25 protein-coding genes are annotated in these 26,648 nt (G+C 51.5%); 15 read left to right on the top strand and 10 right to left on the bottom strand.

The features are described 5' to 3' along the window. Positions 1 to 9: 9 nt before the first annotated feature. Positions 10 to 951 (top strand): hypothetical protein, encoded by a 942-nt coding sequence (locus tag JXQ85_RS12770; protein WP_421749323.1) that lies wholly within the window; start codon positions 10 to 12, stop codon positions 949 to 951. Beyond that, positions 941 to 1,438 (top strand): hypothetical protein, encoded by a 498-nt coding sequence (locus JXQ85_RS12765; RefSeq protein ID WP_421749322.1) that lies wholly within the window; start codon positions 941 to 943, stop codon positions 1,436 to 1,438. Before JXQ85_RS12770 ends, JXQ85_RS12765 begins: the two co-directional genes overlap by 11 nt. A gap of 26 nt (positions 1,439 to 1,464) precedes the next feature. Here JXQ85_RS12765 and JXQ85_RS12760 read toward each other — a convergent pair whose 3' ends face one another. After that, positions 1,465 to 1,974: a hypothetical protein gene (locus JXQ85_RS12760; protein WP_421749321.1), complete on the bottom strand. Its 510-nt coding sequence runs from the start codon at positions 1,972 to 1,974 to the stop codon at positions 1,465 to 1,467. A gap of 93 nt (positions 1,975 to 2,067) precedes the next feature. Here JXQ85_RS12760 and JXQ85_RS12755 point away from each other — a divergent pair, with 93 nt between their 5' ends. Beyond that, positions 2,068 to 2,550 (top strand): Bro-N domain-containing protein, encoded by a 483-nt coding sequence (locus JXQ85_RS12755; protein ID WP_421749320.1) that lies wholly within the window; start codon positions 2,068 to 2,070, stop codon positions 2,548 to 2,550. A gap of 59 nt (positions 2,551 to 2,609) precedes the next feature. Next, the gene (locus JXQ85_RS12750; protein WP_421749319.1) at positions 2,610 to 3,278 is read left to right on the top strand and encodes a hypothetical protein; all 669 of its coding nucleotides are present in this window, start codon (positions 2,610 to 2,612) and stop codon (positions 3,276 to 3,278) included. Between the two features lie 604 nt (positions 3,279 to 3,882). Here the strand turns inward: JXQ85_RS12750 and JXQ85_RS12745 are convergent. Next, positions 3,883 to 6,915 carry an RNA-directed DNA polymerase gene (locus tag JXQ85_RS12745; RefSeq protein WP_421749318.1) on the bottom strand — a complete coding sequence of 1,011 codons (3,033 nt, stop codon included), beginning with the start codon at positions 6,913 to 6,915 and terminating at the stop codon, positions 3,883 to 3,885. Between the two features lie 262 nt (positions 6,916 to 7,177). On the opposite strand from JXQ85_RS12745, the gene JXQ85_RS12740 reads away from it, so the two are divergent. The 3 genes from JXQ85_RS12740 to JXQ85_RS12730 all read left to right on the top strand — a co-directional run bounded on the left by JXQ85_RS12740 (position 7,178) and on the right by JXQ85_RS12730 (position 9,193). Beyond that, positions 7,178 to 7,855 carry a recombinase family protein gene (locus JXQ85_RS12740; protein ID WP_421749316.1) on the top strand — a complete coding sequence of 226 codons (678 nt, stop codon included), beginning with the start codon at positions 7,178 to 7,180 and terminating at the stop codon, positions 7,853 to 7,855. Positions 7,856 to 8,015: 160 nt separating this feature from the next. Further along, on the top strand, positions 8,016 to 8,489 hold the full coding sequence (locus JXQ85_RS12735; RefSeq protein ID WP_421749315.1) for a ribonuclease H family protein: 474 nt from the start codon (positions 8,016 to 8,018) through the stop codon (positions 8,487 to 8,489). A gap of 143 nt (positions 8,490 to 8,632) precedes the next feature. Continuing rightward, positions 8,633 to 9,193, top strand: a complete 561-nt coding sequence (locus tag JXQ85_RS12730; protein ID WP_421749314.1) for a hypothetical protein — start codon at positions 8,633 to 8,635, stop codon at positions 9,191 to 9,193. 1,044 nt (positions 9,194 to 10,237) lie between these two features. On the opposite strand, the gene JXQ85_RS12725 is transcribed toward JXQ85_RS12730, so the two are convergent. Next, a complete protein-coding gene (locus tag JXQ85_RS12725; RefSeq protein WP_421749313.1) occupies positions 10,238 to 12,718 on the bottom strand; it encodes a Hint domain-containing protein in 2,481 nt (826 codons plus the stop codon). 264 nt (positions 12,719 to 12,982) lie between these two features. On the opposite strand from JXQ85_RS12725, the gene JXQ85_RS12720 reads away from it, so the two are divergent. Then, a complete protein-coding gene (locus JXQ85_RS12720; protein ID WP_421749312.1) occupies positions 12,983 to 13,795 on the top strand; it encodes a Hint domain-containing protein in 813 nt (270 codons plus the stop codon). Positions 13,796 to 13,830: 35 nt separating this feature from the next. Then, positions 13,831 to 14,418, top strand: coding sequence for a YceI family protein (locus tag JXQ85_RS12715; protein ID WP_421749311.1), 588 nt, complete (start codon positions 13,831 to 13,833; stop codon positions 14,416 to 14,418). Here the strand turns inward: JXQ85_RS12715 and JXQ85_RS12710 are convergent. Beyond that, a complete protein-coding gene (locus tag JXQ85_RS12710) occupies positions 14,399 to 15,724 on the bottom strand; it encodes an HlyC/CorC family transporter (RefSeq protein ID WP_421749310.1) in 1,326 nt (441 codons plus the stop codon). The genes JXQ85_RS12715 and JXQ85_RS12710 overlap by 20 nt on opposite strands. 68 nt (positions 15,725 to 15,792) lie before the next feature. Here JXQ85_RS12710 and JXQ85_RS12705 point away from each other — a divergent pair, with 68 nt between their 5' ends. Then, complete coding sequence (locus JXQ85_RS12705) at positions 15,793 to 16,602, top strand: metallophosphoesterase family protein (RefSeq protein WP_421749309.1); 810 nt, start codon at positions 15,793 to 15,795, stop codon at positions 16,600 to 16,602. Positions 16,603 to 16,624: 22 nt separating this feature from the next. Here JXQ85_RS12705 and JXQ85_RS12700 read toward each other — a convergent pair whose 3' ends face one another. Together JXQ85_RS12700 and JXQ85_RS12695 are read right to left on the bottom strand one after the other, a co-directional pair. Further along, positions 16,625 to 17,554: a site-specific tyrosine recombinase XerD gene (locus JXQ85_RS12700; RefSeq protein ID WP_421749308.1), complete on the bottom strand. Its 930-nt coding sequence runs from the start codon at positions 17,552 to 17,554 to the stop codon at positions 16,625 to 16,627. Beyond that, a complete protein-coding gene (locus tag JXQ85_RS12695) occupies positions 17,554 to 19,059 on the bottom strand; it encodes a hypothetical protein (RefSeq protein WP_421749307.1) in 1,506 nt (501 codons plus the stop codon). Before JXQ85_RS12695 ends, JXQ85_RS12700 begins: the two co-directional genes overlap by 1 nt. 302 nt (positions 19,060 to 19,361) lie before the next feature. Between JXQ85_RS12695 and JXQ85_RS12690 the strand changes: the two genes are divergently transcribed. From JXQ85_RS12690 to JXQ85_RS12680, 3 genes are read left to right on the top strand one after another with little or no spacing between them, the layout of a single operon-like run. Further along, positions 19,362 to 19,898, top strand: a complete 537-nt coding sequence (locus JXQ85_RS12690; RefSeq protein ID WP_421749306.1) for a shikimate kinase — start codon at positions 19,362 to 19,364, stop codon at positions 19,896 to 19,898. 3 nt (positions 19,899 to 19,901) lie between these two features. Continuing rightward, positions 19,902 to 21,017 carry a 3-dehydroquinate synthase gene (gene aroB, locus JXQ85_RS12685; RefSeq protein ID WP_421749305.1) on the top strand — a complete coding sequence of 372 codons (1,116 nt, stop codon included), beginning with the start codon at positions 19,902 to 19,904 and terminating at the stop codon, positions 21,015 to 21,017. A gap of 52 nt (positions 21,018 to 21,069) precedes the next feature. Continuing rightward, on the top strand, positions 21,070 to 22,002 hold the full coding sequence (locus JXQ85_RS12680) for a DMT family transporter (RefSeq protein WP_421749304.1): 933 nt from the start codon (positions 21,070 to 21,072) through the stop codon (positions 22,000 to 22,002). Positions 22,003 to 22,023: 21 nt separating this feature from the next. Here JXQ85_RS12680 and JXQ85_RS12675 read toward each other — a convergent pair whose 3' ends face one another. Both JXQ85_RS12675 and ssb read right to left on the bottom strand, forming a co-directional pair. Beyond that, entirely contained in the window at positions 22,024 to 22,554 is a 531-nt protein-coding gene (locus tag JXQ85_RS12675; RefSeq protein WP_421749303.1) for an AAA family ATPase, read from the bottom strand. 62 nt (positions 22,555 to 22,616) lie between these two features. Continuing rightward, on the bottom strand, positions 22,617 to 23,156 hold the full coding sequence (gene ssb / locus JXQ85_RS12670) for a single-stranded DNA-binding protein (protein ID WP_421749302.1): 540 nt from the start codon (positions 23,154 to 23,156) through the stop codon (positions 22,617 to 22,619). 217 nt (positions 23,157 to 23,373) lie between these two features. Between ssb and JXQ85_RS12665 the strand changes: the two genes are divergently transcribed. Next, entirely contained in the window at positions 23,374 to 23,925 is a 552-nt protein-coding gene (locus tag JXQ85_RS12665; protein WP_421749830.1) for a lytic transglycosylase domain-containing protein, read from the top strand. Positions 23,926 to 23,928: 3 nt separating this feature from the next. On the opposite strand, the gene JXQ85_RS12660 is transcribed toward JXQ85_RS12665, so the two are convergent. After that, positions 23,929 to 24,768, bottom strand: a complete 840-nt coding sequence (locus JXQ85_RS12660) for a helix-turn-helix transcriptional regulator (RefSeq protein ID WP_421749301.1) — start codon at positions 24,766 to 24,768, stop codon at positions 23,929 to 23,931. An 89-nt stretch (positions 24,769 to 24,857) separates the two neighbouring features. Beyond that, positions 24,858 to 25,751 carry a tRNA (adenosine(37)-N6)-dimethylallyltransferase MiaA gene (gene miaA, locus JXQ85_RS12655; protein WP_421749300.1) on the bottom strand — a complete coding sequence of 298 codons (894 nt, stop codon included), beginning with the start codon at positions 25,749 to 25,751 and terminating at the stop codon, positions 24,858 to 24,860. A 131-nt stretch (positions 25,752 to 25,882) separates the two neighbouring features. Between miaA and pyrH the strand changes: the two genes are divergently transcribed. After that, entirely contained in the window at positions 25,883 to 26,617 is a 735-nt protein-coding gene (gene pyrH / locus JXQ85_RS12650; protein ID WP_421749299.1) for a UMP kinase, read from the top strand. Positions 26,618 to 26,648: the final 31 nt, after the last annotated feature.

Raw genomic sequence — 26,648 nt, 5'->3', positions numbered from 1 at the left:
AATTGATGGATGTCTTCAGATAGCAAAAGAATGAATTTGGTTGCCCATCGAGTCGTTTATACCGACGATACAAAAGTTACCTTTGAGGAAATTCTTGAACAACTTAAGCAGCAGCTACCAAATCATGAGGATCGTGTTTTCGAAGCTCTGAATTCCACTGACACGTCAATTGCTATTTCTAAGTTCCTCGGTCATCCAAGTAATACTGGCATTGGAGCAGTCATTAGCGCATTTCAAAGAGACGCAGAAATTAGCACGCTCGCATTTAAGGAATCGTCAGAAGAGCTCGGGTTTAATACTCAGCCTGCGGCCGAAGGCGAAGAGTATCTAGATCAAAACTTTTTGCTATTTGCGGTCGAAGATATTGTAATTTCGTGCGGAATTGGCAAACGTAAGTCTTCTCTGGCATCAGCTATTTATCACTTAGCTACACGTGCCGGAATTATACCACATACCACTTCCTTCAATTTCACAAATCTGCCGCGAGGCGACGTCCTTGAGAGTATTCGAACTCATGGCGTTAAAGAAATTGATTTCGACGCAACCGTTTTAATTGGTTCGCTTCCTAGAAGTCTGAAAGGTAACGTACTCAATGCACTGTTTGGTTCCACCAGTATGGGGGACGCCTTGAAACGGCGTAGAGAAAATGTCGCCAAACTCAAGGTAAAAAATAGTAGATTTTGGCAGAGGGCAAAGTTAGGAATAGAAGAACAAGACAAGAACGAATGGCTTAGTGAAGTCGCAGAAGAAGTGGTGAACGATGACGAATTGCACTCGTATACCATCATCCTAAACAACGACACACCTATTAAGAGTGGTACGCTAATGCTGAATAAAGTTGTGGTAGTTGCGAAGGACGGTACTAGTTTTGACGTTCAGCAAGCTCACGCGGAAATGGTGACTTTCTACCGCGAAGTAAAAAGAGGTATGCAGAGCAGTAATGCGTTCTGAGTTAAGAAACTTATTTTGCACTTTGATCGTGCTTGCTCTCGCAATTTGGGTCGGAAGTTACAGCTACACAGCGCCTTTGCCCATTATAAATGCGGCGCAGCTCATCGTGACCTCTGTCAGCGTTATATTTAGCCTTTCTCTCGCGCTCATAACATTTGCAGCGACCCAACCGTCTGAATCTAGCGACGTAATCATAAAGAATGAAACTCGGCGTGGCATTGAGAAAGACATAGCCTGGGAAAACGACCGGACTGTCCTTCGACAGCAGATGGCCGTAACTATTTTTATGCTGACGGTGGTGCTTGGAGTAGTAGTGGTGGCATTTGACAAGCTAGCAGTTGGCTCGCTCTGGTTTTCCATAATAACAGCAGCCTTTGCATTCTTTGCTACGCTGGCAATGGCAATAGCGTTCGCTTTGCCCTTTTCGATTTCTGCAACCATCAGGAGAGATAGGTATTTCCAAGTTTCTACTCGTGGGGATAGTTGACCCGAATGCCTCGCAAGAAACCCGTTCTATGCATCGCCTGAATGCTCGAGCACTTCGATTGCGAAGTCCAATGCATCTACCGTGCTCTGAGCAAACGTTTTGTACTCACTAACGGCGTTGGGCGCGATCCAGTAGCGGGTGGCCGAACTCTTCGATGATAGGTGTTCCGAGATGCTATTGAGACCCTGCATGCTGATCATTGCATTTATCACGACATCAATTTCACCAAGCTCTAAAAGCCCTAGGTCGTTAGCAAGGCCATCTGAATAGATGCCGTTTAACTTTCCAACGGTAAAATGTTTCTGGTCCGGGACATCCGCTTCAGTGTTCTTTTTTAAAGCTCTTGAGTAGTTCCTGAATTCGGCGGCGAGTATGCGACGGAGTTTGATTTGATCCTGTTTCAACTGCCTTTGGTGCTGCAATCGTGATTGACGCGCCGAAGAGCGGATAGACCAAATGACCCCCACAAACCCTACAACCCCAACAATCGTTGTTTGAAACCGTTCCCCCAACTCTACTAATTGTGGGTCTAACAATTCTTTCGCCTCCAATAATCATTTGTAATTTCAGCAGTTTGCTTCCGGAGAACCGAAACCGCAACCAATGATCATGTACAGACCAACAGAACGATGACCAACCAACTGAGAACCTTTGAGGCCCCCGCACTGGGCAACCTGAATTTCACCGTATGGGACCGTGAATGTGCCCCTTGGTTCATCGCCAAGGAAGTGCTGGACGTGCTCGGTCTGAAGGGTACAGGGATAAAAACAATTATCGCGTCTCTAGCGGATGATGAAAAGGATCAAGCCAACTTGAATAACCTTCAAACTTTGAAGGGTATCCGGAGCAACCCAAACCGCTGGTTTGTTTCTGAAAGCGGCCTCTACAAGCTGATCATGCGGTCCAACAAACCGGAAGCTGCTCAGTTCCAAGACTGGGTGACCAAAGTGGTCCTCCCGGCGATCCGTAAGGATGGCGCTTACATCGAAAGTGAGGAGAAACTTGCCACAGGTGAACTAAGCGAGGAAGAGTTTGTCTTCAAAGCTATGGAAATCATGCAAGGGAAGATCGAACGGCTGAAAGCTGCGAACCAAAAGCGCTTTTGCTGGTAGAGTAGGTCCGCTTAAATGTGCAAAGAATTACCAAAATACCATGCGGGAATTTACCGAAAATGCAGACCGAACAGGCAAATTTGTGGGAAGATGATAAGTACGTCTATTTCCCGGAAGAACTATTTGAATACCTCCCGGAGGACTTCCGAAAGGTAGCAGAAACGACAAAACAGCGAGGGATGGACGTACTTCGTGTTGTCGATAAAGACCTACAGGGCCTCATCAAACTCGCAAACGCCGTCCCGACTACAATGAACTTAAGCTACGCGTTTAACAGGTTAAGAACCGCAGAATTCGACGCTAGCATGGAGAGCATTATGGAACAAGAAATGCTGACTTCAGCCTTCATTGTTTCATACGCCAAGCTCTTTGCAAGTGGGAAGGGAGCAACCGGCATCTCAAAGTCGCGAATACCTGCACATCTTCAAGGTGTCCATGAAGACATTATGCAGCTCCGCAACAAACGATACGCACACAATGATGCACACGAGACCATGGGGAGTAGTGTCTCGGTGCAGTTTGAGGATGACTCATTCCATGTAGGAACTCACTTGAATTTTGGGTTCCATGTCGGGGGAAGAGATGAATGGGAGGAATTGGTGCGTTTTGTAAATGCCCATATGCATGAGAGGCTTACAAAAACTCTTAACAAGCTCAAGGAAAAGACAGGTTACGAATGGTCATTCCCTAATGGCCCAGCTCCCGATTGGGTGGGAAACTACGATTGATAGTGACTCCAGGCCAAACACCCAGAGAATTTCTCAGGGAGTAACTTGACCCCAACCCAATGCGGACTCATGCTGAAGCTATTCGGTTTTCTAATTGGAGCCTTTGATGGCTAAAAGGGTTTTTAGTGCGACCTTCAAGGTCATCATTGCATTGAGCTTCGTGTTCATGTTTGGAACAACACTTTTCCTGCTAAATCGCGGGATGTACGGAACAGCTCTGATATTCGGGATCATGTCGTTTGCCCATCTGCATGACCACCGTGGGCTATTCGGGTGACCTTCTCGGACTATTTTTGGGTCAAATTTCTGAGCGGGTATTTCAATAGGTCTCGAAGGCAAATTCCCCCTGTACCCCTACCTGTGGGAGACCGGAGAGACGACCCCACTCATCCTTTTGTGGAACCAGGGGTCTTTTTCAAACTACGCATCGACCGGGTATGTCCTTTGCGGTGACCCCACGGGTGTCTCATTGAGGCAGGCTTCTATTAGTCACTTAGAAGGCTTAGGGCAATTGTCCCACACGAGTTGTCAGGCAATCAATGGGACATGTGTCAATCCTAGGTCTAAGGTCCAATGAGACACGAAGGGCGTGCTTCAGTCATGGTTATGCTGGTAAGACTTTACGACTGTGGCTGATTTGAAAACCGTCTGGTAAAGGTTTGAACGGCTTGGCTGGCGATCTAAAATTGCTTTGGAATTGTCTAAGACTTAGTGGGTCGATCTCCCCAACCACACAGTAATCCAAGATGCCACCCTTCACCCTTAAGAGATCTCTTCTCCAGCTATCTTTGAATGGAGCCCGTATTCGACTGTCCCCAAATCTGCGATTGTTGCACTGAATAACGTAAGCATGAATGTCTAACGCTGCGGACTCAACTAATGCGTTAAATGTCTCAATGTCTTGGTTCCACTCAGGTACAAACAAGGCATCAACTTTTCCTCTCAAGGCCGTTCTATAGCTGATGTTTGTCAACTCACTACAAACAAGAATGGAAAAGCGAAAATCGCCATGTTGAATTATGGGAGGGCTGTCCCATTTGCCCTTTGGGCTAGGTTTCATGGTCAGTCCAGCAATTTTATGAAGCTCGGCTTCCTCATGAAGCGCAGGGCGCTGCTTATCCTGTCGATAGATCATTAAAGATGGAAAGCCTAAACCATCGTGTACTAAAGATGCCCAAACTTGATTTCGAACTGTTGAACGTCGGGCATGAATGTACTCGACACCAGAAATCAAGGAGACACCTCGTCCCTGCAACTTGCGTGCAATTCGAATGAACCAATTGGCGGGCAACGAGAGTTCTGGAAGCACCAAGTAGCGACTAGATTTCGGTTGAGCAATTACCCCATCTACGAGGCGAGCTAGGCGGCTGTAGCGTTCCAGACTTAAATCTTGTTTGCGCTTAACTGATGCTACGAAGCTTTCGTCGTTAGTTTGCCAACTTGAAACGGCTATACCAACCGTTGAAGAGATTTCTTCTGCTGGCAAAACAAGAGTATTGTTCTTGTCAAATGCGGGCATGTTTTTTTCAGGTTTGAAACCCCTCAGCGCAGCAATAATGTTTGTCAGAGTTGATTGCCCCGATTGCGATATGAACCCACTGCTTAGAATATTTAATTCAGCCAAATTGTATGGTCGTGTTGCAAATGCTAATCCATGTGATCTGCCATCAAGTTTCCCCACTTGTCCGGCGAGACCAACTCCTTTCCAAATGCGTTGCGGCAACAGCTCTTCTAGGTTTTGACAAACTTTAAATGTCTTCTTGGCAGGAATTCCACGATTGGAAACTATCTCTGATGGCAAACCTGAAAAACGGAATGGTAAGTGAGCTAAATCAAATGAGAAATACCATGCTTGTAGTGCTTGCCACTCTTTGATCGAAAGCTCCCAGCTAACGTTTTTGCTTGTTACGTGCTTGGGCGCATAACCCTTGATGTAAAGGTCCCATTCTTTTTTTCCCTTAGACGTCAGGCGGGGTGGGAATGCCGCTGCGATGTTCTGTTGCACACAATCAAAAAGCTGTTCTTTCCAGCGGCGGACTATCGACTCTTTATATTTTTTTTCAATTTCAGCTTTATTATCAGAGGCTTTGACTGCGATTTCGCAGTGGGCGGTGACTTGTTCGTATAACTCCTCCAATTCATTCAGCATTTTTCGTAGCTGAAGGAATTCTTCACATGCTACTGCCAATTTGATCACTCGAGGCAAGTAAATTGAGAGCTCAAAAAAATTTGGCAGCACCAGGATGTGTTCTCTAAACGCCCTGAGAAACGCAGTTCGGTGTTCCTGCCAAGCTTCCGGAGACAAATCTCTTTCGAACGCTTCAATGTCACGCAATTTCATTGCAAAAGCCGCGCGTCGTGTTGTCAGTGCATCCGCCTTTCGCAAATTATCTGCAGCCTCTCCATCACTTTGCGTGGCTACCACAAGACTTGAACCAACTTCGCTTGCCTCAGCCGGTAAATTTGGCATTGCCCTCCATTCGCTAGAACGCTCGCGAATTTCGCTGACAATTGCGCTCACAAGAGTTTTGCCGGTGTCGCCGCTCATGACAAAAACTTTGTTTTTTGAGTTTGCGAAGCAAATTCGGCACTCTTGCCCGTTGATTTTTAAGTATTCTGGTTCAAATGAAATATTATTCTTGCCATCGTTCGACCAATCAAGATTTCCGTCCGATCTCGCAAACAGCCAATTCCAAATTTCTGTTGTTGAATTAAATGCTGAGCCATTCTCCATAATTAGAAGAATGTCATCTACGTAACGCCCATAGTAAATTGGTACCACTTGTTCTTCGATAATGCGATCCAAGTCGATCAGCGCAACATTCGCAACGATGGCTGAAGCTGGCAATCCAACAGGAAGGCCTTTTTTTATAGGCGTCGTTTTTGCCCAAGCTTGCAATGCTCGTATGAATAGCCGATGCAGCTTTTCTTCGTCATCATTTAGCTCAATGTTAAGTGTGTCTGAGATGAAAGACTGCTCCAGCATGAAGCCAGGATTAAGCTCGTGATAGAATGACGAAACATCCGCTGTTATCGCAATTATCTGCTTATCCTTGGCAAGAGCATCCTGCATCGCGGCAATCCCGTTGTCTCGCCAGTCTCGAAAGGGTTTTAGGTAAGGTTTAAAAGATCCCAATGAATCAGGGTTCAGCTCTCGTTTTTTTTCGCCGCGTCGCAGTCGATTTCCATAAGCACAGTCAGTTAACTTACCATCGAACTTATGCCCAACCTTTTGAATCCAAAGTGTGGAGAGTACGTGCATTTCCATGGAGCACTGACCCATAATTCGGAATTCGGCTTTGGGTCGAGCCAGATTTCCCTCGTGGTCCAGACTTGAACAAAGGTGTTTCCACTCTTCGGTAGGAGAAGAAAAAATTAGGCCATTTCCGTCGTCGGACTGCAGTTCGGTTATGTGAGAAATGTCTACGGATTTAGGGGCAACCGTCCAAGTTCCCACCCAATCCTGCGAGGTCACCCAGGATTCATCAACACCCTGAATCTTGCTCTGCAGTTTCTGCAAGTTATCGTAAAGATGTTCTTCAAAATTCGCCAAAGAGTCCAAACTTGGGTGCGAAGAATAGTAAAGGTCAACTTTAGCTTTTCGAAATGCGATACCTAGATCTTTAAGCGTAACCATATGCTTGCCTCAAATTCAAAGCTTCAATTTAAGATTGAATACGGGAACCTGGATTTCTTTGAAAGGGTGTTGTGGCCATTTAAGGTGAGCTACAGTTCGCAAGGGCTATCAATAGAGTTTTTCGTTTGTGTTTGATTGAGACCGATAGGGTATACCGCATCGTACATTAATTAGGTTGCGGTATAAGAGTACGTAAGAGTTGATTTATTTAAACGGACAAATTAGCTATCGGACATTGCCTTAACGTACGCCCGAGGACCCAATGACCAAGACATTATTATATGCACGTGTCTCAACAAGCGAGCAGACCCTGGAACACCAACGCACCCAAGCCGAGGCGGCAGGGTTCAAGATTGATGAGGTTGTTGCTGATCACGGTGTGTCAGGGGTGAGCACAAAATTGTCTGAACGGGCTGAGGGCAAACGCCTCTATGACAAACTACGCGATGGTGACACCCTAGTGGTTCGCTGGGTGGACCGGCTTGGGCGTAACTACCAGGACGTCACCGAGACTATCCGGCATTTCATGAACCAGGGCGTCGTCATTCGAACCGTGATCAACAACCTGACCTTCGACGGTTCCACCAAGGATCCCATGCAAAAAGCTGTTCGGGATGCCTTGATTGCGTTCATGGCGGCGACTGCCCAAGCACAAGCGGAGGCGACAAAGGAGGCCCAGCAGGCAGGTATCGAAGCGGCGAAGGCTGATAGGTCAAAGTACAGAGGCAAGAAACCCAGTTTCACGCGACAGCAATATGAAGTTGTCTGCCAGATGTTGGCCGATGGCGAGGGTCCCAGCGCAATTGTTAACGCGACAGACCCAGCATTGAACAATGAGATGGTTGGGCCTAGCGCGAACAAGCTGAGCCGCCAAACCGTGATCAGAATTAGGAACGACCCGCAGGGTTCAGATCAAGCTCTGGAGCGATGGGGGCTCTGAAATCGTGGCGGGGTCGAACAGTTTTTTGGCCTTTCCTGTCTCATCTGTTTTGCGTTGAAAGGAACGAGTTTTTCGCAGGCTGGCCAATAAGGTTGCTGTATTAGATGAAGCCGTTCTGGCCTCGTCCCCTTGTCACAACAATGAGATGGAGCACCCCCACATGACCAACACCAAAGCAACCCACCCGACCGCCCGCATGTTCTTCACAGATGGCAGCAGCCACGGTAACCCCGGCAAGAGCGGCTGGGCCAATGTTGAAGCACTCCCTGATGGCACGCTTGTCGAGCGCTCAGGGCACCTGCCACACGCCACCAACAACATCGCGGAACTCTCCGCCATTAAAGATGTCATCATGCGCACACCTGAAGGCACCGGGGTCCACATCGTGTCGGACAGCATGTATTGCATCCAAGCACTGACGGACTGGTTGCCTAACAAGTGGAAAGGCAACGGGTTCCGCACCGCCAAGGGCAAACCCATCGAGAACCGCGATCTCATCCTGGAAATTGATGCCCTGATGCAACCTCGCGAAATCACCTTTGAACACGTGAAAGCCCACAGCGGTCACCCGGCGAATGAACGTGCGGACGCCCTGGCAAACAATGCGGCGCTTTGTATGGAAATCGGACAGTGAGAGGACAAAACGTCCACAAGGTCCAGGCAGGTGACCGGGAGAACCTACTGCTGGGGTTCTAAGACTAGAAGCAAATCAGAAGGCCATAGAGGGGACCCCAAGGGGTCTCCTTTTCTTTTTGTAACTCAGTAAAGTGAAGACGAATGGAATACTTCAAAGAGATCATTGATCCTTCCACAGGTGAAGTGACGAATATCAGTCTTGGCGACTGGATCACGATCAGTGAAATGGGAAAACGATTTGGTGCTGGCCCTAAGCAGACCAGAGCCGTTCTGATCGAGATGGGCTTTATGTTCGTCGCCATTGGCGAGCACAAAAATAGGACCCGAATAATGCCATGGGTCGAGAAGAAGGGTTGGGGACGCCAGAACAAGCCAAAGAATGGCTTTGAGTTCGATGTCATAAATGAAGATGCTCAAAAATGGATCGCACAAAGGTGGGTGAAAGCTCAATCCTCCATCAATGAACTTCCTAAAGATGCACTAATAGCGAAGGAGGGTCTGGAGCTCTTCATTCGAGATAGAGACAATCCTGATGATATGGATACCCGTGGTCAGGTGAAATGGCTCATGGAACACTTCCCACTTCTGATGCAAGTGGACATAGCAAAAATCGTCAGTGTTTCGAAACAAAGGGTCTCTAAGATCGTTTCGTCTTTTGAAGATGAGATGAGTGAGGAGAAAAGAATGAGGATGGCAATCTGAAGTCAGGGGTCTTCCCTAATAGCCCTTTATGGGCGTCCATGCGGGTCACCCTGGAGGTATATATTACGCATAAGGTCAACACCTGAGAGACAAGACTTCTGCCGAAGCTTGGGCGACAATTATCAGTGCCGACTGGAGGCTTGCCGTTCCGGTCACCTTCACGATCTGTTCGATACCCGAGCGGGATTTTCTAGGGAAGCCTGGAGGTCCCGCCTGGTTTCGCGAGCGGCTATTAATTTTTTTCTTCGACCCACTTCTGGGAACGTCCCACATCCGGGAAACCGCTATGTGACTCTTTTCTCTGCCAGATCAGGCGTTTCGTTGGCGACGGAATTCAAACCACTTTTGGGGTGCTTTCAAATGTTGTTTTATTGTTTAAAAACAATTGATTGAATTAATTTGTTGATGTGATGCTCAAGCCTCAAAGAGGCTGTTTTGAAGGAAAAATCTCGATGAGATTTGGAAAGTACTTATTCACAATTATGCGGATGCACCGGTTGGATGGTGAGCCGTGGCTCTACGTACTGGAGGGTGCGTCTAAGACCTGGGAGTTTACTGAGGCCCGTATAGGATCGTTCCTCGTCATTCTTGAGAAACCTAAACAAGTAAACAAAAGCGCGATTTTAGCGGAGTGAACCCACATGGAAATGAAGATCGGAAAATATGAGCTTTCTTGCTTCTTTCAGCCCAAATGGCCTGACGACTCTCACTTCTATGCCTGGCGACTTTCGAGCCAACTAACTGACTGGATTGAGATAAGGATTTGGGTCCTGAAGGTTTTCATCGAGTGGAAAACTGAATGCGCTGGCGAGGCGTGAGAGCAAAACCATACAGGGGGCGGCGTCAAGAGATGCCGCTCTATGCCTTTTTGAAGATCGGTTGTTTGACCCGATTTGCATACACAATTGACCACACACTTGAGATAGAGTACCCCTTAAGTGTCTATAATTTATAGGTAAAAATGCGTGTGGGGCTCCGGCCTTGGGTACCACTATGCACGTGCAAAACGAGCGGCCATTGGCCGCTCTTTTTGTTTTAAAGCTCTTAGCGTGTTTGCTTATAAAGCTTTACTTCATGCTTCAGTGCGACACGACGGGCGGACGTAAAGACGGCGTCTGGTGTTGACTGTAGTTCTGGGAAGAGTTCGAAAATCTCTGCACGCTGCGCCGTTTCCAAACCTACGAGTGCCATTTGACCGGGCTGAAAGCTTTCAGACCAAATGTGATCTGAGTTCACGATTTCATGGCTGTCAAACATGAAATGGACATAGCTGATTGCGGTGTTTTCATCGCGTGTGATGCCCGGCATTCCCACCAGATGCTTGGCGGCTGCCAAGACCTCGGATTCGCCCAACATCAGTTCGACTTTTGCATCAGCGATCATCAGTCGGTGGTTCGGGCTGACAACCATTGTGCGATTTGGCATGTCAGGCCCAAAGGTGTCGCGTTCGATGCGCACACCGCGCAGGTGAGGGCTAAGTGCCAGATCAGTTGAGGTTAGGTCACGACGTCCGACCCAGCGAATGGGTTGATAGCCATGATCGCGGGTTTGTACGAGGTCTCCGATCTGCAGGTCCTCGACCGCAGCCATGCCTTGGTCAGTCATGATCTGCGTGCCGGGCGTAAAACAGGGCACGATGTGTTCGATGTCTTTGAAATTCGCGGTTCCGGTGACATTGCCGGAGTCGTCTAAAAATTCGATGGTGCCGGATGTGGGATCAAGCGGGTCGTAAACAACACGGTGATCACCCAGGGCAGAGAGGTTCAGCGTATCATCGCCTCCGTCTCCATAGATGTAGTCACCAGCCGTCACTCCGACAAAGGTATCGTCGCCTTCGCCGCCATACATGGTGTCAGCGCCTTCACCACCAATCAACGTGTCGTTGCCAGCGGCCCCAAAGAGTGTGTCGCTGCCTGTGCCGCCATCGATCATGTCATGGCCTGCGCCTGCATCAACGAGGTCATTGCCTTCGCCTGCGAGAACATGATCATCATTGCCGGTCGCACCGGGAAGAGCCGCGTCGTCGCCGTCGATGAAATCACCATCGGCATCCAGGTATTCCGGCATCATGATGTCATCGCCATCTGTGCCCGTCACATAACCATCAGGCGCTTCAGGAATGCCCATGGTTTCGAGCACTGCCGGGTCAGATAGATCATCCGCGGCAACACCCTCCAACGTCAGGGATTCTCCGCCTGGGAAAGTGAGAACCGCGTTCCCTTCGCCATCTTCTGAGATAGTCACATCGCGGGTTGTGATGCCGCGCGCGCCGAAATCATAACTCAAGCCGGTCACGTCCAGCATATCGCCAGCGGTATAAGTGCCATCGCCATTGTCAGTGGGCAGGGTAAAGCCAATAACCCGATCCGCACCCGATCCATCAGCAAGAATCAGAGTATCCTGACCTTGGGAGAGTTGAATGTTTTCAATGGCTTCGTAGGTGGCCGTATCCGTGCCGTCAGAAACGCTGCCGTTCCCTGCGGTCACTTGGGTCAAATCAATGGTCAGATCATCGGTGACATTGCTTAGATCCAGCGTGTCCCCATTCACTTCGTCCTGGTTTTCCGCAGAAATTGTATCGTTGCCAAAACCGTTTTCTAAAACGAATGTGTCATCGCCAAAGCCACCCCAAAGGTAGTCATCGCCTTCACCAGCGCCGCCAGAGTGGAGCGTGTCATTGCCATAGCTGCCGCGGATGAAGTCATCTCCGGCACCGCCATCCAGCACGTCGTCGCCGTAATCGCCATTTGCCGTATCGTTGCCGGCACCGCCTTCAAACGTGTCATTGCCAGAACTGAGTTCAGCTATGTCGGCACCTTCGCCGCCCAGAACATGGTCGTTCCCACCGCCTGCGTTGATGGTGTCATCACCACCGCCCGCATGAATGACGTCGTCGGCATCAGAAGGCGCTTCGCCATCCGGGTCGTCTAAGAATGCGCCGTCGATCAGTTCTCCGGCTGCAGTGCCTTCGATGATCCCATCAGGCGCGCGTGTCATACTGATGTCAGACATGCCCATGATGCCGGTGCTTGCTGCGTCGGCACCCGGTTCAAAAATCACCTGCAAAGAGGTGATAGGACCGGGGATGGACACAATTACAGAGCCCGCGCCATCAGTGGCTGTACCTGTGGCGTCCGTGCCAATCGATTCAACTGAGTTGCCGGAGGTTTCGTGAAAACCTGCATCGGCAGTAAATGTGACAGGAAAGACGTTGCCTTCGGCATCGGTTGCCAAAATGGTTACGCGTTCGTCCCATTGGTCGTCAAAGCCGTCGATATCATAAAGCGTAAACGAGACGTCTTGTACCGGAGAAGCAAAAGCCATTTCCGTTGTGACAGGGTTCTCAAGGTTTTCGACCCATAATGCTTCAACGGCCGGTTCGCCACGCGTGTCGACGGTGGCTGTTGCGCCATCTGTATTGGTGTTGGTTTGAATGCTGACGTCAATCGCCGCATCACCTGTGCCAAGGGTCACGTCGCCATTGGCGGCGGCGCTGGTCCAATCAAGAGTGGTTGAAGTGGGCATTTGAATATGTGCTCGTTTTACTAATTTGTGCGTCTACGCGCTTTATGTTCAGCACAGGTTATTCGCGCAGAAACGGGCGTGACTGTGAAGGCATTGAGGCAATTTTACGTAAAAATATTCCCGAAATGTGGCAGCGTAGAGAATTGTTTTAAAACGCAAAATTTTGCGAATTCTGCCCCATTCCAGCCTTGATCTCTGCCTAGACCATCCTCATTGACGATGCCTGCAGAAGCGGCCGTCTTAAAGAAATTTAAAAGGCTGTCCATGAGAGTTCGAGTAGTGAACCGTCGAGTTGCGGATGAGGGCGTAGTTGCGTCTATGGCATCGGCACGTGGTGACAATATTTTCCATCAGATTTCCGATATTGCGGCACCGCGCGCGGTTTCCCCACGTCTTGAAGAACGGCCAACGGCTCAGATTCTGCGCCCGTCGGTATTCTCTGCGCATCGTAAAGAACGTATTCGCAAAGATTCCCCAGCACAGCTGCGTGGCGTGGCATGCGCCGGGGCAGGTGCCATGGTGATCACTCGTGGAGGTGCCAAGCCAATCGAGGCGCTGGCGCAGGGTGATATGCTTTTAACGCGTGACAATGGGTTTCAGCCGCTCCTGTGGCAGAAATCGATCCGCAAGGCGTCAGCGACTCCGATGACAGTTGAAATCGAAATGGACGCGATGGGATCAGGTATCCCTGGGTCCGCGGTACATGTGTCTGGACGCCAAGGTGTTCTTTTGACCTGTCCTGAAGTGCAAGAAAAATTCGGTACAGCTGAAATTCTCGTGCGGGCAGGGGATCTGCTGCATTTGGAAGGTGTGTGTGAAGTTCAGGCTGATTTGGGCGGCGTTGCGTTGATGATGGCTCGTCATGAGTTGATCAATGTGAATGGGCTTTGGATCGACAGTTTTGTCCCAGATGCTGAATCTCGCAAAAACCTGACCGAAGAAGACAGTTCTAACATTGCACGCCTTGTGCCGGGCCTGAACGATCTTCCACTGGAGCGCAGCTACCCAACCGCCCGTCAGGTGCTTAACCACAGCTTTGCGCGGCAGTTGATGCGTTGTTCTGACACGAAGGCGTGAAGCCGCTCATCTCTGGACTGTGATAAACTGGGCCCATGAAATATCATCGGCGCAGTTTAATACTTTCCGCGATCAGCTTTGGTTTGGCACACGCAGCGCATGTCGCCCAAGCGGCGGCTGTTCGTTACCGGCTTGATAAAGACAAAAGCCGCGTACGATTTCAGTTCAAATTTAATGGCGCTGCCGGTGCGGGTTTTATACCGATCGAAGACGCGAATGTTTCGCTGGATTTAAATCAGGTCCACCGTTCATCGGTTGATGTCACGCTTTCGATCAAAAAAGCGCGTACAGGGGATGTGTTCGCCACCACAGCTATGAAAAGCGCTGAGGTTTTGAATGCAAATCAATTTCCAACCGCGAGATTTGTCAGTCGCAATATCAAGCAACAGGGGCAAATGGTTGAGATCCTTGGTGATCTGACACTGCGTGGCGTCACGCGCCCCGTCAGCGTCGACGCTCGTATTATTCGCGAACCCGATGCCCCAAAGGATAATTCGAGGTTGGTTTTAGAAATCACAGGAGCGGTGAACCGGTCGACCTTTGGGGCAACCGGTTACTCAAATCTGGTTGGTGACCAAATTGATCTGAAGTTCTACGTTTGGATCAACCGCGCTGCAGGCTAAGCGGATCAAGCGGTCGCATTTTAAGTTTGGTAATCCGGTTGTCCTGACGGTCCATAATTTCAAAGCGGAACCCGTGGAAGGCAAACACCTGTCCCACAACCGGGATGGTTTGGGCCTCGTGAATGACAAGACCAGCTACCGTGTTGGCCTCTTCATCCGGTAGGTTCCAGTCGCTCGCGCGATTGAGGTCACGGATGGTCATCGCGCCATCGATCAAGAATTGCCCGTCTTCGCTTTGACGGATTTGATGTTCTGCGGCCGGATCAAACTCATCGGTGATTTCACCAACGATTTCTTCCAGAATATCTTCCAGCGTGATCAAACCGCGCAGCGCGCCGTATTCGTCGACCACCAAGGCAAAGTGGCTGCGACGCTTGAGGAATTGGCGCATCTGATCGTCGAGCGACGTGGTGTCTGGCACAAAGTACGGGGTTTTCGCGACAGACGAGAGGTTGAATTTGCCAAGGCCACTCGTTTCGCTGCCATCGCCTTCTGAATGCATTTCGCGCAGCAAGTCTTTGGCGTGGATCACACCGATGATGTTTTCCGGATCCTCTTTATAGACGGGCAGGCGGGTGTAGTTGCTTTTCAGACATTGGCGCACGATGTCTGCTGGCGGATCGTCGGCATCGATCATCTCAATGCCAGAACGGTGCAGCATGATCTCTTCGACTGTTCGCTCGCTGAGATCAAGCGCGCCCAGAATACGGTCACGATCTTCCTTTTCCACGATGCCTTCGGAGTGGCCCAGTTGGATCGCCCCGGCGATCTCCTCGCGCACAGCCAAGATTTGGCTGTCCGGATCGATGCGGACACCAAAAAGGCGCAGCACAAGGCGTACCAAGACGCGCACGAAGGCTACAATTGGAGCAAAGAGGGTGACCACAAGACCAATGACACCAGCAACGCGAGAGGCCGCAGATTCCGGCGCCGTGATGGCATAGGTTTTAGGAAGAACTTCAGCAAAGATCAGAACCAACAGGGTCATGACCAGGGTTGCCAGGGCCACGCCGCTTTCGCCGAATAGGCGGGTAAAGAGCGCTGTCGCCAATGATGTGGCGAGGATATTCACGAGGTTGTTGCCCAAGAGAACAGAGCCGATCAGTCGTTCGCTGTCTTCGGTGATCTGCAAAGCACGTGTCGCGCCTTTGTTGCCCCTGTCGGCCTGCGTGCGCAGCTTGCCTCGGCTTGCCGCAGTCAGCGCTGTTTCACTGCCTGAAAAAAAGGCAGAGAACATCAATAGCACAACAATTGCGCCTGCGGTGACCCAGAAGGCGGTGTCCAATGTCAGACTTGTGACTTCCATCAGTGAATTTATCCCCTTATCTGCTGGTGTTATGGGGCGCAGCGGACGCGCATTCAAGGAAAAGCGCAATGTATATATTGGATCTTGGCAGGTTAGACACACCGGTTTTGCTGTTTGGTGGGCCATATTCGAACCTTCAGGCCAGCCAGGCCCTGCTTAAATTTGCAAAAGAGAATGGGTTTAAACCCGAACGTGTCATCTGCACGGGTGATTTGGTGGCCTATTGTGCGCGCCCTGCTGAAACAGTGGCTCTGTGGCGCGAATTTGGCTGTGCGATCTTGGAAGGCAATTGTGAGCAACAATTGGCAGACTATGCGATGGATTGTGGTTGTGGCTTTGAAAGCGGCACCACCTGCGATTTGCTTTCTGCCGGTTGGTTTACTCATGCGGATCAGCAGATTGATGCGGCGACTCGTGAATGGATGGGAACACTGCCTGCGATGATGCGGTTTGAACATCATGGCAAGATCTATGCTGTGGTGCACGGTGGCGCGACGGCGAACAATCGCTTTCTTTGGCCGGTATCCGCAGGTGCAGATTTTATGGAAGAGTTTCAAGCCATTGAAGCACAGATTGGACCTGTTGATGCCGTCATTTCTGGCCATAGTGGGATCGCTTTTGAAAAGCAGATCGGCGCCAAGACCTGGATCAATGCGGGCGCAATTGGATTGCCGCGTAACGATACGAACCTCGATACGGAATTTGCGGTTTTAGACGGCTCCAGCGTCACTTTTCATCGACTTGCTTATGATTGGCAGGGCGCACTCAGAGATATGCAAGCCGCGGGGCTTACACAGGGATACCATGACACCCTGAAAACAGGGCTCTGGCCATCCGAAGATGTTTTGCCGATGGAAATGCGTCGTCGCAAATCCTAGCGAGGATATCCTGATCAGGAGATCAGCCTGCCTCACTCAGAGGGTGGCTTTCCAGCACTAAGGATTTCAACCGTTCATCCAGCACATGGGTGTAGATTTCGGTGGTCGCAACATCTGCGTGCCCTAGAAGGGTTTGGATCGAGCGCAGATCCGCGCCGTTGGCCAATAGATGTGTCGCAAAGGCGTGGCGCAATGTGTGCGGGGTCACCTTGTCTGGATTGACGCCACTGGCGACTGCGAATTCCTTGATCATGGCGTAAAACCGGTGTCGCGTTAGATGGCCCAGCTTGCCGCGACTTGGGAATAGAAATGAAGAGGCAGCTTTGCCTTTGCGTTGGCTTTCTTCTTCATTGGCATCCCGGATCTCCAGCCACGCCACCAAAGCGGCGCGCGCTGGACTGCTTAAGGGCACCATCCGCTCTTTGCCACCTTTGCCTTTGATCAGCAGCATGCGTGGATCACCACGGCTGGCTGAAACTGGCATCGATACCAATTCAGATACGCGCATGCCTGTCGCGTAAAGCAGTTCCATCAGACAGATATTGCGCGTGCGTTCGTTTTTATTGCGGCCAGAAAGCCGAGCCGCTTCGATCAGCTTGTCTACTTCTTCGACTTCAAGCGTTTTTGGCAGACGTTTGTCCAGCCCTGGGCCTTTGATCTGAATGGCTGGGTTTGTATCCCGCCAACCTTCTTCAAAGGCAAATCGATAGAGTTGTTTGATCGCCGACAGACGCCGTGCACGTGTGGATTTCGCCAATCCTTGATTGTCGCAATACACCAAATAGTCTTCGATATCTTCGCGATTAAGTTGCGAGAATACCTGCCCACGGGTTTCGGTCCACTCGGAAAATCCCTTTAGGTCGCGCGCATAGGCCATCTGGGTATTGTTCGATGCGCCGAGCTCTGCTGCCTGTGCTTCCAGGAAGGTTGAAATCCACGTTAGGTTACTCATTAAAATCCACGCTCCAGTAATAAAACTTGTAGTGCTGCTTGCCGCGCCGTGTCTTCTAATCCCACGGCCCGAAATGTTGCTAATGCATTGGTTAAGGCGCGAAGATCACCCGCCGCACCCTGTTGAAATGAAATCATTGCAAGCAGGATTACTTCACCTAACTGGCCTCTGGCAAGTCTGTTGGACCAGACCTGCGGTACACCGGCACCATGAAAGGAATTTGCAACTGAAAGGCGAGTTGGATCGGCGGATCGACGTGGGGGTTGGCCCATGGCCAAACCCGCTAGAAAATCACGCGGTCCAGAGCGCGCTGCGATCTCGTAGGATTCAGACAAAAGGCGAATTTCACGGGCAAGGGTACCTGCAACGGACCCCTGCGGCAGGTCTTTTAGGGCATCGCCGTAAAACCGTGCAAACGGGACTTCCAGATGGGCGCCTTTCATAGCAGCCCAGGCATTTGGCAAAGTCGCAGCTGTTTTATCTGCGTCTTGTTGTGTCAGAGCGGACTGGAAGGCCTGCACAGCGGCCACCCGATCCCAGATGGTGCCAGACGCTGCGGGTTTGCGTTCAAGGTAAAGGCCAAAAAGGCGGTTTTCCGTCAATGCACCCACGCGCGCCAAACGCTCTGCGGCCTCAAGCTGGGTTTTCCAGCCAATATTGTCGCGCAAGTCCGCATGGGCGTACCCACGGGGCAAAAGCCGCGTTGGTTGGGTTTCACCAATTGATTCCAGCAAGCGAAACTGAAGTGGATCGGGATCGGTCACCGTGATGAGCAGCGGTTCTTCGGCAAAGAGTTCAGGATCAAGGAATCTGAGCAACAGAGCGTCTTCTGCAGGCGAGACGAGTTTTAGCAGTTTAGCCGTGTTCAGCGTGATGACTGCCGTGTCCCAGTTCCCGGCGCGCGCGTGACAAAAGACTCGCGCAGCATAGCTTGGTGCAAGGTGTGGAGCCGAATTCAGCACATCGCAGGCCTGCGCCTCTTCGCCAATCAGAAGGGAAACCTCGAACCACCGTTCAAAAAGATCGGCGCGATCAGGCGTTGCGCGCGCTAATAAAGCATTGGCTTGCTCGATTGCCCCAAGCGCGACGAGCTTATCCACCCGTGCCAATAGAAGCGCATCGGTGCCATCAGCATTGGCAGGCGGGTTGGCCTCAGCCAACAGGAGTGTGTAGAGCAGGGCTTGTATGGCCGGCAGACCCTCGTCGGGCATATCGGCGATCAAATTGGCCAAGGCATGCGCGCTGCTTTCTTGCCATAGCGCATTAGGCAACCCAGTTACGCGGCTTGGCAAAAGTCCCACCGCTTCGCGCCCGGATGCCTCCAATTCGCTGACATCTACGTCAGGTGTATTGCCGCCTTCTGCGACAGGGGGTTCCGGATTAATATCTATCGTGACCGTAGGTGTTTGCGTCAGCCAATCAATGGCTGACAAAGGCGTTTCGTCCTGACCAAGGGTCAGGTTTGGCGCAAAAAGCGCGGCGCTGGCCACAAGGTAGCCAGCCATGCTGCGCTTATTGAACATCCAAAGGTACCGACTCGCGAATCTCCTTTTGGGGGGCAGAAAAATCTGCCCCAAACATCGGCCCGAGATACGCAAAACCAATTAAACCAATGGCCGATAGTACGATTAGGAAAAACAATGCTCTGATGAGTTTGCCCATTTCTTTCCTGCTGCTGCTTCAGTTTTTGACTGCTGTTTTCAACTTTATAACTGGCCTTTTCGTCAATATCACGTCATTCAATGCCAAATGGCGGATTTTGGCCGGAAAATTGGCCCGACGCCCCGAAAAATTTGGGCAGTTGCATATGAAACTGAAGAAAACAGTTGTCATGGTTGGGATGATGGGGGCGGGGAAAACCGCCGTTGGGCGCGCTTTGGCTGCGAAGCTCGATGTTCCCTTCTTAGATTCCGACGCCGAAATCGTAAAAGCTGCCAATATGTCGATTGCGGAGATTTTTGCCCGCGACGGCGAAGCGTTCTTCCGCACCAAAGAAACGCAGGTCATTGATCGGTTGCTTGATGAAGAACGCGGTATTCTTTCAACCGGCGGCGGTGCCTTTTTGGCGGATGGCAACCGTGACTTGATCACACAAAAAGGTGTGTCCGTTTGGTTAGACGCCGACCTTGATCTGCTTTGGCAGCGGGTACGCCACAAAGACACGCGCCCATTGTTACGCACAGCCAATCCGCGACAAACCCTATCTGACATTTACGATGCCCGTGTGCCGATCTATGCCAAGGCAGACCTGTCGGTGAAGTCGGATGCTAAATATTCAATCGAAGACATGGCGGAGCGTGTGTTTCAAGCGCTGTTGACCCGTCCTGATGTATTGGAGGCTTGATCCATGAGCGCTATGGAAACCGTACATGTTGGCCTGGGTGATCGTGCCTATGATATCCACATCGGTCAGGGGCTTTTACCACGCGCAGGCGAGCTGATCCGTCAGATCAGCGACCGCAAGCGCATGATGATCGTGACCGAAGAAAACGTCGCAGCGCTGCATTTGCAAAGCCTGCAAGACGGATTGGCCTCGGCTGGTATCGAAAGCGATGCGCTGGTTCTGCCGGCGGGTGAAAGCACCAAAAGCTGGCCGTACTTTGAGCAAACTGTCGAATGGCTTCTGGCCCAAAAGGTCGAGCGCAAAGATTTGGTGATTGCCCTTGGCGGTGGTGTCATTGGTGATTTGACGGGCTTCGCTGCGGCAACGATGCGCCGCGGCGTCGGGTTTGTGCAAATCCCAACGTCTTTGCTGGCGCAGGTCGACAGCTCGGTTGGCGGCAAAACCGGGATCAACGCCCCTCAGGGCAAGAACCTGATCGGCGCATTCCATCAACCTTCTTTGGTTTTGGCAGATGTGGATGTGCTGGGTACGATGACACAGCGCGATCTTCTGTCAGGCTACGGCGAAGTCGTGAAATACGGCATGCTCGGGGATGCGGCTTTCTTTGAATGGCTTGAAGACAACGGCCCCAAACTCGCAGCTGGTGATGTGGCTGCAAGAATTGCTGCGGTGAAGCGCTCTTGCGAAATGAAGGCTGACATCGTTGAGCGGGATGAGACCGAGCAGGGCGATCGCGCGCTTCTCAACCTTGGTCATACTTTCTGTCACGCGCTGGAAGCAGCGACCGGATATGGTGATCGTTTGTTGCATGGTGAAGGCGTGGCGATTGGCTGTGCTTTGGCGTTTGAGCTGTCGGCGCGCCTTGGCCTTTGTAGCCAAGAAGACCCCAGCCGCGTGCGGGCGCATTTGAAAGCCATGGGTATGAAAGTTGATCTGGCGGATATTGAAGGCGCACTGCCTTCCGCTGAGGCTCTTGTTGATCTGATGGGGCAGGACAAAAAAGTGGTCGACGGTCAACTCCGCTTCATTCTGGCGCGTGGCATTGGCGAGGCCTTTGTCACTGCAGATGTGCCACGTGATGTCGTTGTGCAGGTGCTCAAAGACGGACTGCCTTTATAGCGCGCCTAGCGAAATTCTTAGAACCATTTCTTAGGAAAACGAAGGAGATCACGTGACGACCCAGGTGCTTTCTCCGACTGTTCTGCGTGGGGTTGTCTTGATTGTCATCACTGCCCTGCTGATTTCGCTGCAGGATCTGACATTTAAGCTGTTCAGCGGGAACATGTCGTTGTGGCAGATTTTTGCACTCCGCGGGATCATAGCGCTGCCGCTTCTTATGTTGGTTGCCAGATATCAGAGACAATTGCGCGATGTGCTGCTTGGGGCCTACGCGCCTTGGGCGCTCATGCGTACGCTGTGTATGACGCTGGCCTTTGCAATCTTCTATGGGGCGCTGCCCTTTATCAGCCTGGCCACGGCTGGAGCAGGAATCTATTTAGCGCCAATCTTTGTCGCTCTCATTACAGTTTTTGTCGTCAAAGAACCGCTGCACCCCTTAGGCTGGCTTGGGGTGTGTCTGGGCTTTTTAGGGGTAGTTGTGTTGCTGCGCCCGGGCTCTGATGCTTTCACGGTTTTCGCGGCCCTACCGCTTGCCAGCGCGGTCTTCTATGCACTTGCGATTGTGATTACGCGGACCCGCTGCCAGGGCGTACCTGCCGAAGCGCTGGCCTTATCGTTCAATGCGTCTTTGATGCTTGCTGGATTTGTTGTCAGCTTGGTTTTTGCTGTTTGGCCGCCCACGGGTGCACTCGCCGAGAATTACCCGTTCTTGTTTGGTCTGTGGTCTGATGTACAGGCTGTGGATTGGACCGCCCTTATAGGTTTGGCAGTGTTCGCCGCACTGATTGGTGTTTTGCTGGCCAAAGCCTATCAAATCGCGCCGCCGACCACGATTGCGACCTTTGAATACAGCTATATCGTTTTTGTGGTGATCTGGGACGTCTTGTTCTTCGGCGTCGCGCTCACCAGTTCATCGCTGCTTGGCATCGCCATGATCATCGGGGCTGGATTGTTGGTTATGCAGCGCCGTAGCGCTTCAGGCTAGCTACGCCTTGTATTCTCGCCATCAGCCTTGAATGTGTTTTAGCTCGGCGGTGGCAGAAGTCAAAAATTTGGCCGCGTCGCGATTGCTCGTCAGATGGAAAGCCGCTTTGTTAACCTTTGCCAATTCATAGAATTTCGCACAATTCCGACGCGCGCTGCGCCTTGTGTCCCAAATCCATTTCAGGAATTCAAAACTGAACTGCTCGGGGCATCCTTCAGGCAGATCTGGCCGAGTTTTACCGTACCTTGTCACTGTGCGCTTAAGGACTCGCCAATACCGTTTTCCCAAGGGGACATCGATCCAGATCAGCGTGTCGCAACGCGCGAGCCGATCTGGCCAAGTGACTGAATGTCCGCCTTCGAAAATCCATCGGTCTTTGGCGTGAACTTCCAAGCACAGCCGGGTCTTTTCTTCGCGCGAGCGTTCCTGCCAACCGGGCATCCAATGGATCATATCGATGTGATGGACGGGCAAGCCCGTACGCGCGCCCAGCGCCCGGGCAAGAGTGGATTTGCCAGACCCTGGTTGGCCGATGATCATAACGCGTTGCATAAAAAAGGCCTGCAAAATAGAAAAACCCCGCCGGAGCGGGGTCTTTTAAACACTGGTAATGCTTAGAACGGGATTTCGTCGTCCAGATCGCGGCTGCCGCCACCACCTTGTTGACCGCCGCCAAAGCCACCGCCCTGACCACCACCTTGGCCACCGCCGCTGTCATAGCCACCGCCATAACCACCGCCTTGTCCGCCACCAGCGCCACCACCGTAGCCGCCGCCACCTCCAGCACCGCCGCCGCCTTCACCGCGACCATCGAGCATGGTCAACGTGGAACCAAAGCCCTGAAGGACGATCTCGGTGCTGTATTTGTCCTGACCGTTTTGATCTTGCCATTTGCGGGTCTGCAGCTGGCCTTCGACAAAGACTTTGGAGCCTTTGCGCAGGTATTGCTCACAAACGCGCACCAGGCCTTCGCTGAAGACAGCGACCGAATGCCATTCGGTTTTCTCGCGGCGTTCGCCGGTGTTGCGGTCTTTCCATGTTTCAGATGTCGCGATCCGCAGGTTGCAGACTTTGCCGCCGTTTTGGAAGCTGCGCACCTCTGGGTCGCGCCCCAAATTGCCAATCAACATAACTTTGTTCAATGATCCGGCCATCAACCTACCCCCTGAATCAGATATTCATTTCGGGCCAACATACACCACCCTAAGGCGGGGAAGGCCAGCGATAATTTGCCAGTGGTTTTACCCTATCACAGGCGTAAGTCTTTAAAACTTTCTGAACATTGTTATATTTCGCTGGATTGAACCTGGGATTTGTTAAAAAATGCGTAAGTACTTTGCACTTTTGGCAGCCGGCCTCTTGGTATTTCCAATGGCGGCTCCGCTGTCATTGCAGGCCGGAGAGATCATCGGCAGCAAATCCAGAACCAATCTTTTTAAAAGCCAAACCAATATATTGGATACCCGCGCGCAGGAGCAATACAATACGGCCATTCGGCTAGCGCCGCCTCGCGTGATCACTCCAACCAAATGGGGGGATGGGTCGTACCAGGGTAAGTATCGCGGGCCATATCTGGACATGGCGCGCAATGCGGCGATGAAACATGGCGTGCCGGTCGATCTGTTTCTGAAGCTGGTGCAGCAGGAAAGCGGTTGGAATGCACAGGCGCGCTCGCATAAAGGCGCGATGGGGCTGGCGCAACTGATGCCCGGCACCGCAGCCTATCTGGGCGTGAACCCAAATGTCCCGCAAGAAAACCTAGAGGGCGGGGCCAAATATCTGGCTGAGCAATATCGCGAATTCCGCTCGTGGCGGCTGGCTTTAGCGGCCTATAACGCGGGTCCGCATGCCGTGAAAAAATACGGCGGCGTGCCACCCTATAAAGAAACGCAGAATTACGTCAAAATCATTTGGGGCAGTTAAGCGCTAAGCAATTTGGCGATTGGGCTCTTGGAACTGAGCAGACTTGAACCCTGATGGGTTTTGCTTTTGTGCCATTTGACGCAACCGGCTTGGGGTCATCCCGCAATGCTGTTGGATAAACCTAGTAAAATAAGCTGCACTTCCAAAATTCAGCTCTTCTGAGATTGTTTTAAAAGAGGCCGTTGATTGTGTCAGTCGCAGGCGGGATTCGTGGACCAAGGTTTGGATCAAGATGTCTGCTGCGGTCATACCAGCTGATTGTCGGCTCACTCGAGAAAGATGGGTCGGGGTCACGTTCAAGCTGTCGGCGATATCGGCCATGGATTTGCCTGTGCCAACTTCTTTTACGGCCAAATCGCAAAACCGACGCATCAGGCGTTCAGAGGCTTTAGGTTTGCTTGGCGCTGGATGCAATGCCACCTGACGCTGCAGCCAGATGCCCACGAGGGTTGATTGCGCCGCTACGGCATCTTCGACAAACGGGCGATCCTGTTGGATTTCGCGACGCATGTCTTCGATCAGTCCTGTCAGCTCGCTCTGACACAGGCCGTCATTCACGCGCAGTAGTTTTTCAGAAGTTGGAAAGCTATTCGCAAGTGCAGGGGGCAAAAGCATTGCTTGCCCCAAGGTTTGCCGTCCCAGATCAACCGCCCAAAGATGTTGAGGCGGAATGTAGATGGCATTGTTAGCGCTGAACCCGCGTCTTTGGCCGTGCATATGGATGACGCCCTGGCCACGTGTGATCCACAGCAAAAGGCCCCCGCGCTGAACGTGCACCAAAGTATTAAACCATGGTTCATTCTGCCCAAATTGAGCCAGTGTCATGACCTGAACAGCGTTCATCGACTTAACTTTTAGGACTAGGTGGCATCATAATTGATAGTTGGTAGGCCTATTTAACCCTAAAGTCACCTAGAATTGTCCGATTTGTATCAATTTGGTTCTTCAGGGGCGGGTAGAATGACTTTGGGCCAGTTTTTCATGCGCGAGCGGAACCATGTGCGTTGCCGTTTGGCGTATTGTCGAGTGGCGATCGTCGCCAGCTCGCGTGCCTCATCTAAAGTAGTATCGCCTTTAAGATAGGCTATGAGTTCGGGCGCCCCAATGGCCTTGGAACTTGCCAATTGAGGATCCCAATCCGCGAGATTGGCCTCTGCCTCTTCGAGCGCTCCTTGCTGCAACATCAAATCAAATCGCCGAGCGATGCGTTCGTTGAGCCAGTCTTTGTCCGCCTCCATCACGAAGGCTGCGCATTGATCAATGGGCAGCAGAGGAGGGGGTGTTTGATCTTGGAAGTGCCAGATTGGTTTTCCGGTCAATGTCAGCACTTCCCAAGCCCGCTGAACGCGCATTGGGTTTTGAACGTCAATGCGGCGTCGGGTTTCGTCGTCTAAGGCGTCACGAAGCGTTTCAAAACCTTCATTCGCGACACGGCGATTGGCCTCTTCGCGCAAATCAGCTGGCGTGGGAGGGATATCGGCAAGACCTTCGGTCAGTGCAGTGAAATTCAGACCCGTGCCACCCACGATAATCGGACGTGAGCCACCGTCTAATAATGGCGCGACGTCTTTCAGCCAATGGCCAACAGAATAGTCTTGGTCACGCGCAACATGCCCATAAAGTGCATGTCTGGCCTGCGCTTCATCTTCTGCAGGGGGGCGGGCCGAAAGCACGCGCCAGTTTTCATAAACCTGCAAAGCATCCGCATTTACAATCACGCCGCCCTGGGCTGCGACGATCTCGAGCGCCAGTGCGCTTTTGCCGCTGGCGGTTGGGCCGGCGATCAACACAGGTTGCTCCGGTGACAGGTCGTTTAGGTTGATCATTCACAATTTCCGCGTTTCTTTAGCTAAATTTTTGGCCATGCCGTACGAAGAAGTGACTTCTCGGATTGAACATGTCCGCAAATTCAGACATCTTGCGGCCAATTTACATCCCAGCGTAGACGGAGTGCAACATGGCCGATTCATCCCTAGAAACGGACACCAAGTATAATCGTGTCATGTTAAAAATTTCCGGCGAGGCCCTCATGGGGGATCAAGGCTTTGGTCTGCACCCTCCAACCGTTCAACGGATCGCGCAGGAAATCAAATCTGTTCATGATCTCGGCGTCGAAATCTGTTTGGTTATTGGCGGCGGCAATATTTTCCGCGGGTTGTCTGGCTCTGCACAGGGCATGGAACGCACCACTGCCGACTATATGGGCATGTTGGCGACCGTGATGAACGCACTAGGAATGCAGTCTGCTTTGGAAGAGGTCGGCGTCTTTACACGGGTGATTTCAGCGATCCGTATGGATGAAGTTGCAGAACCATACATCCGCCGCCGCGCTGTGCGTCACTTGGAAAAGAAACGGGTTTGTATCTTTGCCGCAGGCACAGGTAACCCTTATTTCACCACAGATACTGCTGCGACGCTGCGCGCCAATGAAATGGCCTGCGAAGCGATCTTTATGGGGAAAAATGGCGTTGATGGTGTCTACGACAAAGACCCCAAAGAACACGACGACGCGGTACGTTATGACGAGGTCAGCTATGACGACGTTCTCGCTAAACGCCTGAAGGTCATGGACGCCTCAGCGATTGCCTTGGCGCGGGACAACAATCTGCCTCTGATCGTCTTTGGTTTGGATGAGCCAGGTGGCTTTAAGGGTATCCTTGCCGGGCGCGGGACCTATACAAAGGTCCAATAAACTCGCTAAGGTAGCAAAAACAATCACGGGT

Source organism: Cognatishimia sp., from assembly GCF_049116455.1.
Lineage (GTDB): Bacteria > Pseudomonadota > Alphaproteobacteria > Rhodobacterales > Rhodobacteraceae > Cognatishimia.
The sequence above is the reverse complement of the archived record's forward strand: the minus strand, read 5'-3'. Positions and strand labels throughout refer to the sequence as shown.

Bases quoted from the DNA above. Each gene is read 5' to 3' on its own strand.
- JXQ85_RS12770 (WP_421749323.1), top strand. From the start codon at position 10: ATGTCTTCAGATAGCAAAAGAATGAATTTGGTTGCCCATCGAGTCGTT.
- JXQ85_RS12765 (WP_421749322.1), top strand. From the start codon at position 941: ATGCGTTCTGAGTTAAGAAACTTATTTTGCACTTTGATCGTGCTTGCT.
- JXQ85_RS12755 (WP_421749320.1), top strand. From the start codon at position 2,068: ATGACCAACCAACTGAGAACCTTTGAGGCCCCCGCACTGGGCAACCTG.
- JXQ85_RS12750 (WP_421749319.1), top strand. From the start codon at position 2,610: ATGCAGACCGAACAGGCAAATTTGTGGGAAGATGATAAGTACGTCTAT.
- JXQ85_RS12745 (WP_421749318.1), bottom strand. From the start codon at position 6,915: ATGGTTACGCTTAAAGATCTAGGTATCGCATTTCGAAAAGCTAAAGTT.
- JXQ85_RS12740 (WP_421749316.1), top strand. From the start codon at position 7,178: ATGACCAAGACATTATTATATGCACGTGTCTCAACAAGCGAGCAGACC.
- JXQ85_RS12735 (WP_421749315.1), top strand. From the start codon at position 8,016: ATGACCAACACCAAAGCAACCCACCCGACCGCCCGCATGTTCTTCACA.
- JXQ85_RS12730 (WP_421749314.1), top strand. From the start codon at position 8,633: ATGGAATACTTCAAAGAGATCATTGATCCTTCCACAGGTGAAGTGACG.
- JXQ85_RS12725 (WP_421749313.1), bottom strand. From the start codon at position 12,718: ATGCCCACTTCAACCACTCTTGATTGGACCAGCGCCGCCGCCAATGGC.
- JXQ85_RS12720 (WP_421749312.1), top strand. From the start codon at position 12,983: ATGAGAGTTCGAGTAGTGAACCGTCGAGTTGCGGATGAGGGCGTAGTT.
- JXQ85_RS12715 (WP_421749311.1), top strand. From the start codon at position 13,831: ATGAAATATCATCGGCGCAGTTTAATACTTTCCGCGATCAGCTTTGGT.
- JXQ85_RS12710 (WP_421749310.1), bottom strand. From the start codon at position 15,724: ATGGAAGTCACAAGTCTGACATTGGACACCGCCTTCTGGGTCACCGCA.
- JXQ85_RS12705 (WP_421749309.1), top strand. From the start codon at position 15,793: ATGTATATATTGGATCTTGGCAGGTTAGACACACCGGTTTTGCTGTTT.
- JXQ85_RS12700 (WP_421749308.1), bottom strand. From the start codon at position 17,554: ATGAGTAACCTAACGTGGATTTCAACCTTCCTGGAAGCACAGGCAGCA.
- JXQ85_RS12695 (WP_421749307.1), bottom strand. From the start codon at position 19,059: ATGGCTGGCTACCTTGTGGCCAGCGCCGCGCTTTTTGCGCCAAACCTG.
- JXQ85_RS12690 (WP_421749306.1), top strand. From the start codon at position 19,362: ATGAAACTGAAGAAAACAGTTGTCATGGTTGGGATGATGGGGGCGGGG.
- aroB (WP_421749305.1), top strand. From the start codon at position 19,902: ATGAGCGCTATGGAAACCGTACATGTTGGCCTGGGTGATCGTGCCTAT.
- JXQ85_RS12675 (WP_421749303.1), bottom strand. From the start codon at position 22,554: ATGCAACGCGTTATGATCATCGGCCAACCAGGGTCTGGCAAATCCACT.
- ssb (WP_421749302.1), bottom strand. From the start codon at position 23,156: ATGGCCGGATCATTGAACAAAGTTATGTTGATTGGCAATTTGGGGCGC.
- JXQ85_RS12665 (WP_421749830.1), top strand. From the start codon at position 23,374: ATGGCGGCTCCGCTGTCATTGCAGGCCGGAGAGATCATCGGCAGCAAA.
- JXQ85_RS12660 (WP_421749301.1), bottom strand. From the start codon at position 24,768: ATGAACGCTGTTCAGGTCATGACACTGGCTCAATTTGGGCAGAATGAA.
- miaA (WP_421749300.1), bottom strand. From the start codon at position 25,751: ATGATCAACCTAAACGACCTGTCACCGGAGCAACCTGTGTTGATCGCC.
- pyrH (WP_421749299.1), top strand. From the start codon at position 25,883: ATGGCCGATTCATCCCTAGAAACGGACACCAAGTATAATCGTGTCATG.